Below are 10,454 nucleotides of genomic sequence, written 5' to 3'. Positions count from 1 at the left end.
CCCAGCGGGGGGGCGCCGAAGACGGCAGGCAGGCTCATCAGGAAGGAGACCCGGACGGAAAAGGTGCGGTCAGAGCCCCGCAGCATCCCCGCCGAGATGGTGATGCCGGACCGGGAGATGCCGGGCAGGGTGCCCAGCGCCTGGGCGCAGCCCACCAGAAGGGCGTCCAGCACAGTGGCAGTCCGCTCCGTTTTCCGCCCCCGGGCCATCCGGTCGGAGAAAAACAGGATGAAGCCGGTGGCCAGCAGGGCGAAAGAGACAAAGGTCACGTTGGACATGGCCCCCTCCACAAGATCCTTGATCGGCAGCACCACAAACAGGGGCAGGGTAGCCACAATGATGAGCAGCACCAGCCGCCGGGCGGGGGGCAGCTTCTCCCGGCCCCGCCGTCCCCTGGAGGCCAGGTCCCGGATGCCCAGGAAAAATTCCCGGATCATGTCGATGATGTCCTGCCAGTAGTAGACGCACACCGCGATCAGGGTGGCAAAGTGCAGGAGCACCGTGAAAAACATCTGGGACTCCTCCACGTTTTCCATGGCGAAGAAGTGCTGGAACAGGGCCAGGTGGCCCGAGCTGGAGATGGGCAGGAATTCCGCGATCCCCTGCAGGATCCCCATCAAGATCGACATCCAATAGGTCAAAACGATGTACCTCCGTGAAACTGTCATACTCTGTCCCGTTCCCCGGAAGAGTCCCCTCCTCCGGAAACAGGCACTTTATTATATTAGCACAAGCGGGGAGGGAATTCCAGTCTTTTTCCTCCAAACTTATGTCAACTTCTCGTCTTTTCCCCTCCATGCAGGAGAGGCCCCGTCCGGCCCAGGCTGGACGGATGGAAAAAAGACGCTGTCCGTCCGAACGGACAGCGTCCCTCTCACCTGTCCGGCCCGGCCGGCAGGGTCATCTGCTTATAGAAGTCCAGGGTGCGGAAGCCCCGTTCCAGCTGGGTGAGCAGATACGCCTCGCTCACCCCGGCCAGCTCCTCCAGGGCCCCGCTGTCCAGCCGGAAGGAAAACAGCCGCCGGGCGTCCCCGCAGACCACATGCCGCATAGCGGCCAGGACGGGGGGCGAGACCGGCATGGAGATCCCCTCCCCCACACCGCCTCGGCATTTGGCGCAGTGGAGCGCCCCCTCCCGCAGGTGGAAGCGGGGCTCCTCCGGCCGTTCCGCGCCGCAGACGGCGCAGCCGTCCAGGATGGGCTCATAGCCCGCAGCGCACATCAGCCGCAGCTCAAAGGCCGCCTTGACCAGGGCCAGGGGCTTCTGGGGCATCTGGTCCAGGGCGTACAGGCTGTTGAGCACCAGGGAGAGCAGCTCCGGCGCCGGCACGTCCTCCACCGCCAGCGCCTCCGCCGCCTCGGCGAAGTAGCAGGCCAGGGCCAGCCTCTCCACATCCCGGCGCAGCCCCAGAAACTCCCGCTCCACCGCCGCCTCCTTCACGGTCCAGCGGCCCCGGTACTCATACAGCACCAGGTCCGACCAGGCCAGCAGCTGGACCCCGGCGGCCACCGGGCTCCCCTTCTTACGGCAGCCCCGGGCCGAGGCGGTGAGCTTCCCGCTCTCCTGGGTCAGCAGGGTCAGGATCTTGTCTGACTCCTTGTAATCCACCGCACGGAGGACCAGCGCTTTGGTGCGCATATGCATCTCGTCCGCTCCTCTATGTATCTCCGGCCGGTCCGCCGAGGGCGGGCCGGCCGGGCAGTTCACATATCCTTTTTGTCCATCATGCCCGGCACAGACGGGGGCAGAGTCCCGCCCCCCGGCGCTCCGGGAGGGGGCATGGGAGGGAAGACCACTTCCTCCCCCTCCTTCAGCCGGGCCGCCAGATAGGCCTGGGGCAGTCCGGTGGCAAAAAAGAAGTTCCAAAATCCGCTCTGTTCCATCTGTCTTGCCCTCCTGTCTCTGCTGCTTAGGCTGGCATCTCCAGTGGAAAACATGCGCGGTAATTTTTAGGCCCGGTCTTTTCCCTCACTCATCCCGGTATCCGAAGTTGCGGATCAGATTCACGTTGTCGCGCCAATTTTCTTTTACTTTCACCCAGGTCTGGAGGTACACCTTGGTCCCCATGAATCGCTCCATGTCCTGCCGGGCCAGGGAGGACACCTTTTTTAGCATGGCTCCCCCCTTGCCGATGATAATCCCCTTATGGCTGTTCTTCTCGCAGTAGATGGTGGCGTCGATCTCGATGACCTCGTCATCCCGCTCGGAAAACTTGGTGATCTCCACGGCGGTGCCGTGGGGGATCTCCTTGTCCAGGCAGAGCAGCAGCTTCTCCCGCAGGATCTCCGCCATCATCTGGCGCTCCGGCTGATCGGTGACCATGTCCTCTGGGAAGAGCTGGGGCCCCTGGGGCAGAAACCCGTCCAGTACGTCCAGCAGCTCCTCCACCCCCTCGCCGGTCCTGGCCGAGACAGGGACCACGGCGGTGAACTCATGGGCCTGCCCGTAGGTCTGGATGACCTCCAGCAGCTCCTCCTTGTGCTCCAGGGTGTCCACCTTGTTGATGACCAGCACCGAGGGGCAGCCCAGGGTCTTGATGCGGGCGATGAGCTCCGCCTCCGGGCCGCCGACATTGGGGATGGGCTCCACCAGCAGCATGACCGCGTCCACGTCGGCCACGCTCTCCTTCACCACGTTCACCATGTAGTCCCCCAGGCGGGTGCGTGCCTTGTGCAGGCCCGGCGTATCCAGAAAGACGAACTGGCTCTCCCCCCGGTTCAGAATGGCACAGATCCGGTTCCGGGTGGTCTGGGGCTTGTTGGAGACGATGGCCACCTTCTCCCCCACCAGGGCATTGGTCAGGGTGGACTTGCCCACGTTGGGGCGGCCTACAATAGAGATCATTCCCGATTTTTTGATGGACATAGCGTTTGTTCCTCAACTTTCTTTTCCGGCGGTGTGAGCACTTTCCGCCTTATGATCCGTTCCCCGCTCCAGCAGCTGGTCCAGCTTCTCCTCCATCCGGCGGAGCCGGTCTGTCTCCTCCTCCAGCCGGCGCCGGGTCTGCTGGAGCCGCTCCCGCAGCTGTATGATCAGCGCCCCGGCCAGGGCCAGGAGGGCGGTGGCCAGCAGAAAGCAGACCATTTCCTCCCCGATCCAGGAGGCCAGCAGCCCGCCGAAAAAGAGCAGAAATCCGCCGCCAACAGCCAGCAGGAGCCACAGGACAAAAAAGTTGGCGAGCATCGTTTTCCCTCCCTGTTTTTCATGGAGCGCCGCCCGCTGACGGGCGGGCGCAGGTCCTTTACCAGATGCCCAGCAGGTGCTGCATGCCCAGGCTGACGCAGGTGATGGCCGCCCAGCAGGTGAAGCCCAGCAGGATGGGCTTGCCTCCCGTCTTCACCAGCTTGACCACGTCGGTGTTGATGCCGATGGCCGCCATGGCCATGACGATAAAGAACTTGCTCAGGGTCTTGAGCAGGGAGAAAAGCTCATTGGCCCCCGCCAGGGCGGGACCGGAGAGCACGGCGGTGACCACCGTAGTGATGACGGAGGCCAGCACAAAGTACAGGATAAACATGGGGAACACCGACTTGGCGGACACCTTCACGCCGCTCTTCCCGCCGGCCTTCTCCGCCTGGCGCACCCGGAAGAGGGCCAGCGCCAGGGTGATGGGGATGATGGCCAGGGTGCGGGTCAGCTTGACGATGGTGGCATACTCCAGCACCGCGCCGCCGGTGTTGTGCAGGGTGTCCCAGGTGGAGGCGGCCGCCGTGACGGAGGAGGTGTCGTTCACCGCAGTGCCGGCGAACAGGCCGAAGCCGGTGTCGCTCAGCCCGATGGCCCCGCCCAGGGTGGGGAAGATCAGGGCCGCCAGCACATTGAACAGGAAGATCACCGAGATGGACTGGGCGATCTCCTCATCGTCCGCCTCGATCACCGGGGCGGTGGCCGCGATGGCGGAGCCCCCGCAGATGGAGGAGCCCACGCCGATGAGGGTGGCGATCTTCCCGGGCATATGCAGGGCCCGGCTCATGAGGAAGGCCACGATGAGGGAGGTGGCGATGGTGGACAGGATGATGGGCAGGGAGGTGAGCCCCACCTCACCGATCTTCCGCAGGTTCAGGCCGAAGCCCAGCAGGATGACCGCGTACTGGAGCACCTTTTTGGAGGTGAAGGCCACCCCGTCCTTCACCTTGTCCTTGTTTTTCATCACCGCGCACAGCACCATGCCGAACAGGATGGCCAGCACCGCGCTGCCCACGATCTCCAGAGCCGGGGCCAGCTCCACCAAAAACCAGGCCAGCAGTGCCACCGCCAGGCACAGCAGCACTCCGGGTGCCCTTTTCTGCCAAATATTCATCTCTTTCTCTCCTAGATCTCTCTTTCTGTCTCCCGCGGCCGGCCGCCGGCCTCTCCGGCATTTCGGGCCGGTGCGCCTCTGCGGGACTGCTTATTGTACCACACCGGCCCGCCCCGCGCAATCCCCTCCGGGCCCGGCGGGACATTTTCTCCCGCTTCCCCGCGGGACGTGGCCTCTCATCCCCGGCGGATGCCCAGCCCCTCCAGGATGTGCTCCTCCCGCCGGCGCATCTGGGCCTTCATGGGGCCTTCGTCCATGTGGTCATAGCCCAGCAGATGGAGCACAGAATGGACCGCCAGATAGCTCAGCTCCCGCTCCACACTGTGGCCGTACTCCTCCGCCTGGGCGGCGGCCCGCTCCAGAGAGATGCACATATCCCCCAGGGGCACCAGCCCGGTGTCCGGGTCCTCGTGCTCTTCCCCCGGCTTCTCCCCCGGAGAGAGGTCGAACATGGGGAAGGAGAGCACGTCGGTGGGCCTGTCCACCCCCCGCATGTCCAGATTCACCTGATGGATGCCCTCGTCGTCGGTGAGGAGCACGTTGATCTCACAGGGCAGGTCCATCCCCTCCGCCTCCAGGGCGGCGGAGATGACCCGGCGGAGCAGGGGCTCCACAGTGTCCGGGGCCTCCACCTCCGCCTCCAGGATGATCCGGTGCTCCGGCCCCGCCGGAGGACATGTCCCCCGGTTGACCTCCCGCGCATCGGTCCGGCCCGCCAGATAGTCCAGGGAGACGCCGAAGAACTCCGCCGCCTTCACAAAGGTGAGAAAGCTGGGGGCGTTCCCATCCTTCTCCAGGCGCTGGTAATTCCGCCAGGCGATGGACAGATGCTCTGCCGTCTGCACCTGGGTCAGACCGCGCTCCTTCCGCAGGCGCCTCAGCCGTTCATTGAATATCATTTGTACCCGCCTCCATTGATGGATATCGTATCTCTTCCTCCCGCTGCATCGTTTCTCCCGGCGGGCGCGCGCACCCTGCGCGGGGGCTCCTCAGGGCGGGACCTCTTTGGAATGCCCGAGGTCAGGGCCGCTCCCGCCTGTCCTTTTTGGGACCGCGGCGCTCCTCGTCCTCCTCATAGGCCTTGATGATCCGCTGGACCAGCACGTGGCGGACCACGTCGCTCTCCGTCAGGCGGCAGATGGAGATGTCCTCCACCCCCTTGAGCACCCGCATAGCCTCCCGCAGGCCGGAGACCTTGTCCGCGGGCAGGTCGATCTGGGTGATGTCGCCGGTGATGACGATCTTGGAGCCGAAGCCCAGGCGGGTGAGGAACATCTTCATCTGTTCCCGGGAGGTGTTCTGGGCCTCGTCCAGGATGATGAAGCTGTCGTCCAGGGTGCGGCCCCGCATATAGGCCAGGGGGGCCACCTCGATGTTCCCCCGCTCCAGATACTTGTTGTAGGTCTCCGCGCCCAGNGTGGGGTTGATGCGGTTGACTTCCTGGGCCCGGAAGGCGGCCCCCGCCGCCGCCACCGCCAGATAGGTCTTGCCGGTGCCGGCGGGGCCGATGCCCAGGGTGACCACGTTCTTCTTGATGGCCTCCACATACTTCTTCTGTCCCAGGGTCTTGGCCTTGATGGGCCGCCCCTTGGCGGTGACGCACAGCACGTCCCCCGCCAGCTGGCTGATCTGGCTCTCGTTGCCGCTGCGGACCAGCTGGATGATATAGCGCACGTTCTGCTCGTTGATGGCCTCCCCCCGGGAGGAGAGGGACATGAGGGCCTCGATGGCCTTGACCGCGTACATCACGTTTTCCGCGTTCTCGCCGCTCACCTTCAGCATGGAGTCCCGGCTCACCACCGAGACCTCCATCTCGCCCTCAATGATACGGATGTTCTCGTCAAAGGAGCCGAACACGTTGATGGTCTCCTCCAGCCGCTCCAGGCTGATGCTCTGTTCTGTCATTTGCAGGAAATCTCCTTACTTGTTATGGTTGTTCCGGGGCGCTGTCTCCGGCGTCCGGTGCCGCGGGCACCTCCCGGCCGATCTCCTCCCGGCACTCGGCGGTGAGGGTGACCTCCAGCCAGCTGTCCGCCGCCCGGGCGGTGTAGTAGGTGGAGACCACCCGGCCCTCCTCCCCGATCTGCTCCTTCAGCTGCGCCAGCAGGCGCTCCTCCAGCAGAGTCTGGGCGGCGGTGCGGTCCACCTCCGTCTGGACGGGCTCATAGGCCCGGTACCGCTCCACTGTCCAGGACAGGGGGAGCGTGAGCCCGCCGGGCAGCCCGGCCTGGTACACTGTACTTATTTTATCATACCAGGGCCAGGAAATGCCAGCGTTTTGATAAAATTCCACGGGATATCCCAGGACCGTCAGGGTAAAGCGGCTTTTTTCCTCTCCTGTGTACGCCTTGACCTGGGCGGTGAGCGGGATGGACGCGGTGAGGGTGCGCCAGGTCCTGGCCTCCACCCGGCCCCGGGCGTGGGTCTGGTAGTAGCGCACCGGCTGGTCGCTGTACATGGGGGGCTCCATGCTCACCGTGCCGCTGATGAGGATCTCCCCCTCCGTCACTGTATCCCCCTCCTTCACCGCCGCCTCCCCGTCCATGGTCTCCACCCGGGTCACGATGCCGTCCGCCTTTGACACCACGTGGTAGTGGCCCTCCTCCTGGGTCAGCTCGGGGGGCTGGACCGCCTCCCGCACCTGCACCTCCAGCCGGGTGCCGTGGAGGTTCAGGGACATCCAGGACAGCTCATCCAGGGACAGCAGGGCCTCCTCGGCGATCTGCCGCCGCTCCAGGGCCGGACCGTATGCCCCGGGCCGCACCCCCAGCCGCCGCAGCTCGCTGAGGATCACCCCAGTGGGGACGGTCTCGTTCCCTGTCACCTGGATGGTGAGCACGAAGCTGGACAGGATGCACACCGCTGCCAGGGACAGTGCGAACCCCGCCAGGAAGGCATACCGGGTGCGGAAGCGGGCCAAAAAGGCGGGCAGGCCTCGGCTCCCCTCCGTCTCCACAGTGCAGCCCACCCGCTCCGCCAGCTTCCACAGCTGCTTCCGGTCCTCCTGCCGCACCGTCATGGACAGGGTGTGCCCATCCCGCCACTCCAGGGCCCAGAAGGAGATCCCATTCTGGGCGCACACGTTCATCAGGCGCTCCGGGAAGGGCCCCCGGGCCACCACCCGCAGCTCCCCCCGCAGCCGGTTCACGATCCACTGCACGCGCGTTCCCTCCCCTCAGGCCAGCTGGATGCCGGCGATGCGGCCGGTGATGAGCAGCTCCAGCCCGGTCATGGCCCGCAGCTCCAGCCCCTGGCCGGTGATCTGGATGACGAAGGCCCCGCCGCTGACGTGGATCTCCTCCGTTCCGTAGGCCAGGATGCCCCGGTGGTTCTCGATCCGCAGCTCCCGGTCCCCTACCAGCTCCACCTTGGGCAGTCCGGCCAGGGCGTCTGCAGGCAGATCGAACAGCTCTGCCGTCTTTTCCAAAAGCCCCTCCCGGCGCGGTTTTTTCTCCATGGCGCATCACCTCTGCTTATGTGTATGAGGGAGGATGGGAAAAGTTGTACCCGATTTTTCCGCGCCGGCCCCACCCCAGCAGGGCGGGCAGTCCCGGACAGGAACAGCCGCCGCCCGGTTTCCGGGCGGCGGCTGTCCTCAGCAGTCCCACGGGGCTGCTGGCCGTCTTTTTCTCTCTGTTCATGGGAGCGGCGGCGCGGGATGGGCGGCCAGAGCGCCGCCTCACGCCTCCCTTCGTATCTCCGGCTCCTCCGGGCCGCCCTTGCCCCGCTCCTCCCCATTCAGCTTTCCCTCCGCCCACAGGCAGAACAGGTCAAGGATCAGCGTCACCGCCAGCAGGAGGGCGGACACCCAGGCCACCGCTCCGCTGGTGTCCATCAGGGCGGACCAGTCCTGGAGCTCCACCAGATGCTTGTTGTAGAGGACCTGCAAAAACAGGGCCCCGGCGCAGGCCGCCATGCTGAGGAGACAGGCCAGCCCTGCCCGGTCCCCGCCCGGCTTTCTCCGGGAGAAATACACCGCTGGGATGCCCCAGGCGGTCAGGCCCAGCAGCAGGCTCCCCAAGTTCATCCATCCGTCCCCCACGTCATTCGTCCTTTCTGTGTCCTGGCGCTTTTGTCCTTCCATAGGTCTCCCCCAAAGGGGCGGCCGTTTCTTCGGGGCCCGTTTTTCTCCGCAGGGTTCAATTCCCTCATCGGGCCCTGTGCACCGCCCTCCGGCCTCTGTGTAGGGCGGGGCCTGCCCCTCCGTCCCATTGGACCGGTCCGGCGGAAGGCGCCCCCTCCGGTCAGCCGGCGTCTTCAAACTCCACCCGGATCACTTCCCCGTCCCGGAACTGGAGCACCATGACCTCCTCCCGGCCGCTGTTCTCCCGGCCCGCGCCGATGTAGTAGCCGTCCCGGTACATCCCCACCTCCGGGTCCTCCCGGGTATAGGGGTGCTCCCCCAGCAGGGCCTGCACCTCCGCCAGGTCCATGCCCTCCAGCCCGTCGTACTGCTCCAGCAGGCTGTCTACCAGCACGCCCCGGTCATCCAGCTCCTCCCACCGGGCCTGGGTGAAGGTCTCCGGCTCATAGACCGGCTGGGGCAGCATGCGGCTCGCCCACAGCCACACCACCGCCGCCGCGGCCGCCAGTATGACCAGGACCACGGGGACGGTCAGCACTGCCGCCAGCCCCAGTTCCAGAGCCCGGCCCGCCGCCCTCTTCATTTCCGCTGCGTTCATCGCTGTGTTCCTCCTCTCTTTTTATGAGACCCGCCAACAGGCCAGGGGCTCTCCATGCACGAACAAATTTACATAACGCCATCCCACCTGGTGGAGCAGATCCGCATCCCGGACCACCAGGGTCTCTCCCGCCAGGCGGACCACCTGTTCTCTCCCGCCGCTTCCCACAAGCCCCGCTCCGGCGCAGGCGGCCGCCCCCAGCAGGGCTGCCGCACAGCCCAGGACGCACACCGCTGTCACCCAGTCTTTCCCCAGGCAGAGCGCCCCCAGGCCCCGGATGGTCCCTGCCAGCAGGAGGACCGCCAGCCCGCCCCCGGTCAGAGACAGGGCGGTCTGGACCCACCCCCGCCAGAAGAGCCCCCGTTCTTCCAGCAGGGCACCGCCCCCATACTGGAGGACCAGCACACAGCCCAGCGCCGCGGCCAGGATGGCCAGCCGCCTCTGCCCTGGGGCTCTCAGATACAGGCAGGCCCCCAGCGCCGTCAGGGACAGCACCCCCAGGGCCGCCCCCAGGCCGGAGGCGGTAAAAAAGCTGAGCCAGCTCACAGTGTCCATCCCCGTCACCTCCCGGGCCCCAGCTCCTCCCCCCGGAGGAGCCAGCTTTCATATCGGCAGACCCTGGGGCACTGATGGCTCCCCCGGTCGATCCCCCTGTACTCCGCCACCACAGCCTGTCCCTCCCACTCGCTGACTCGGTCATAATCCCGCAGGAAAAAGACGAACAGGAGAAGGAAGAGCGCCAGCCCCACCAGAGCCGCGCCGCCGGCCAGACCCAGGACGATCTCCGGCCAGCGCCCCCGGACCCGGGGGCGCTCCCCCAGGACCTGGAGCCCATACCAGATCCCCTGGAAGAGGAGGACGCACAGTGCCAGCACCATCAGGTTTCGGACCCAGCACCGCCAGCCCAGGCCGGCCAGCGCCAGCAGGAAGCCGCCCCCGTACCGGACTGTCAGGACCGCCGCCGCCCCCGCCAGGGTCCGGACCATCCGCCGCCGCTCCACTGTCTCAGTCCTCCCACACATAGACCTGCTCCCCGTGGACGAACCAGTTTACATAACGGTATCCAGTCTCCCGGAAAATGCCGCTGTACTCCGCCACCACGGTCTGCCCCTCCCACTCCCTGACCCGATCCCTCCACAGCCCCAGCATGGACAGCAGCCCAAGACAGGCCGCCAGCACCAGCACAGTCAGATAGGAGCAGATCCTGCCCAGGCTCTCTGCCCCCGGGAGCAGCGTATGCAGCTCCCGGGGCAGGAGGAGGGCCAGCGCAGCCGCGGCGATGGCAGCTGCCGCCACCAGTCCGCCGGACACCCACCGCCGCCAGCCCAGGCCCGCCGTCTCCAGCAGGGCGCCGCCCCCCAGCCAGACCGCCAGCAGGAGCAGGACGGCCCCGGCCAGAAGGGCCAGCCTTCGGCGCGCCCGCCCCCGCCCCAGAAGCAGACACTGGCACAGCATGCACAGCTCCCCCGCC

The 10,454-nt window shown here is 66.2% G+C and carries 15 protein-coding genes; all 15 read right to left on the bottom strand.

Going from position 1 to position 10,454, the window contains the following annotated elements; translation table 11 throughout:
• Positions 1–641 (bottom strand): undecaprenyl-diphosphate phosphatase (locus BN1969_RS18275; RefSeq protein WP_187120350.1); only part of this gene is annotated, 641 nt, incomplete at its 3' end.
• 233 nt (positions 642–874) lie between these two features.
• Entirely contained in the window at positions 875–1,645 is a 771-nt protein-coding gene (recO, locus tag BN1969_RS12040; RefSeq protein WP_050624516.1) for a DNA repair protein RecO, read from the bottom strand.
• A gap of 59 nt (positions 1,646–1,704) precedes the next feature.
• Positions 1,705–1,884: a hypothetical protein gene (locus BN1969_RS12035; protein WP_050624515.1), complete on the bottom strand. Its 180-nt coding sequence runs from the start codon at positions 1,882–1,884 to the stop codon at positions 1,705–1,707.
• Positions 1,885–1,969: 85 nt separating this feature from the next.
• Positions 1,970–2,866 carry a GTPase Era gene (gene era, locus BN1969_RS12030; protein ID WP_050624514.1) on the bottom strand — a complete coding sequence of 299 codons (897 nt, stop codon included), beginning with the start codon at positions 2,864–2,866 and terminating at the stop codon, positions 1,970–1,972.
• 12 nt (positions 2,867–2,878) lie between these two features.
• A complete protein-coding gene (locus BN1969_RS12025) occupies positions 2,879–3,184 on the bottom strand; it encodes a hypothetical protein (protein WP_050624513.1) in 306 nt (101 codons plus the stop codon).
• 58 nt (positions 3,185–3,242) lie between these two features.
• Positions 3,243–4,301 (bottom strand): YeiH family protein, encoded by a 1,059-nt coding sequence (locus BN1969_RS12020; RefSeq protein WP_050624512.1) that lies wholly within the window; start codon positions 4,299–4,301, stop codon positions 3,243–3,245.
• A gap of 176 nt (positions 4,302–4,477) precedes the next feature.
• Positions 4,478–5,200 (bottom strand): rRNA maturation RNase YbeY, encoded by a 723-nt coding sequence (gene ybeY / locus BN1969_RS12015; protein ID WP_082203575.1) that lies wholly within the window; start codon positions 5,198–5,200, stop codon positions 4,478–4,480.
• A 121-nt stretch (positions 5,201–5,321) separates the two neighbouring features.
• Positions 5,322–6,206, bottom strand: a complete 885-nt coding sequence (locus tag BN1969_RS12010) for a PhoH family protein (RefSeq protein WP_050624511.1) — start codon at positions 6,204–6,206, stop codon at positions 5,322–5,324.
• A 22-nt stretch (positions 6,207–6,228) separates the two neighbouring features.
• Complete coding sequence (locus BN1969_RS12005) at positions 6,229–7,461, bottom strand: sporulation protein YqfD (protein ID WP_050624510.1); 1,233 nt, start codon at positions 7,459–7,461, stop codon at positions 6,229–6,231.
• 15 nt (positions 7,462–7,476) lie between these two features.
• Positions 7,477–7,758 carry a YabP/YqfC family sporulation protein gene (locus BN1969_RS12000; protein ID WP_050624509.1) on the bottom strand — a complete coding sequence of 94 codons (282 nt, stop codon included), beginning with the start codon at positions 7,756–7,758 and terminating at the stop codon, positions 7,477–7,479.
• Positions 7,759–7,980: 222 nt separating this feature from the next.
• The gene (locus tag BN1969_RS17590) at positions 7,981–8,385 is read right to left on the bottom strand and encodes a hypothetical protein (RefSeq protein WP_077138757.1); all 405 of its coding nucleotides are present in this window, start codon (positions 8,383–8,385) and stop codon (positions 7,981–7,983) included.
• Positions 8,386–8,545: 160 nt separating this feature from the next.
• Positions 8,546–8,983: a hypothetical protein gene (locus BN1969_RS11990; protein WP_050624508.1), complete on the bottom strand. Its 438-nt coding sequence runs from the start codon at positions 8,981–8,983 to the stop codon at positions 8,546–8,548.
• 21 nt (positions 8,984–9,004) lie between these two features.
• Complete coding sequence (locus BN1969_RS11985) at positions 9,005–9,538, bottom strand: hypothetical protein (protein WP_050624507.1); 534 nt, start codon at positions 9,536–9,538, stop codon at positions 9,005–9,007.
• A gap of 5 nt (positions 9,539–9,543) precedes the next feature.
• Positions 9,544–10,005, bottom strand: a complete 462-nt coding sequence (locus tag BN1969_RS11980; protein ID WP_147577096.1) for a hypothetical protein — start codon at positions 10,003–10,005, stop codon at positions 9,544–9,546.
• The coding region (locus BN1969_RS11975; protein WP_207642596.1) for a hypothetical protein at positions 9,989–10,454 on the bottom strand (466 nt) is incomplete at its 5' end. The genes BN1969_RS11980 and BN1969_RS11975, both read right to left, overlap by 17 nt.

The sequence above is a fragment of the Clostridium phoceensis genome (assembly GCF_001244495.1).
Taxonomy (GTDB): Bacteria; Bacillota; Clostridia; order Oscillospirales; family Oscillospiraceae; genus Lawsonibacter; species Lawsonibacter asaccharolyticus.
Note: the sequence above shows the minus strand (reverse complement) of the source record. Positions and strands in the feature narration are given on the sequence as shown.

Coding starts and splice junctions, on each gene's coding strand:
- BN1969_RS12025 (WP_050624513.1), bottom strand. CDS start 3,184: ATGCTCGCCAACTTTTTTGTCCTGTGGCTCCTGCTGGCTGTTGGCGGC.
- era (WP_050624514.1), bottom strand. CDS start 2,866: ATGTCCATCAAAAAATCGGGAATGATCTCTATTGTAGGCCGCCCCAAC.
- recO (WP_050624516.1), bottom strand. CDS start 1,645: ATGCATATGCGCACCAAAGCGCTGGTCCTCCGTGCGGTGGATTACAAG.
- BN1969_RS12035 (WP_050624515.1), bottom strand. CDS start 1,884: ATGGAACAGAGCGGATTTTGGAACTTCTTTTTTGCCACCGGACTGCCC.
- BN1969_RS11980 (WP_147577096.1), bottom strand. CDS start 10,005: ATGTGTGGGAGGACTGAGACAGTGGAGCGGCGGCGGATGGTCCGGACC.
- BN1969_RS17590 (WP_077138757.1), bottom strand. CDS start 8,385: ATGGAAGGACAAAAGCGCCAGGACACAGAAAGGACGAATGACGTGGGG.
- BN1969_RS11990 (WP_050624508.1), bottom strand. CDS start 8,983: ATGAACGCAGCGGAAATGAAGAGGGCGGCGGGCCGGGCTCTGGAACTG.
- BN1969_RS12000 (WP_050624509.1), bottom strand. CDS start 7,758: ATGGAGAAAAAACCGCGCCGGGAGGGGCTTTTGGAAAAGACGGCAGAG.
- ybeY (WP_082203575.1), bottom strand. CDS start 5,200: ATGATATTCAATGAACGGCTGAGGCGCCTGCGGAAGGAGCGCGGTCTG.
- BN1969_RS12020 (WP_050624512.1), bottom strand. CDS start 4,301: ATGAATATTTGGCAGAAAAGGGCACCCGGAGTGCTGCTGTGCCTGGCG.
- BN1969_RS11985 (WP_050624507.1), bottom strand. CDS start 9,538: ATGGACACTGTGAGCTGGCTCAGCTTTTTTACCGCCTCCGGCCTGGGG.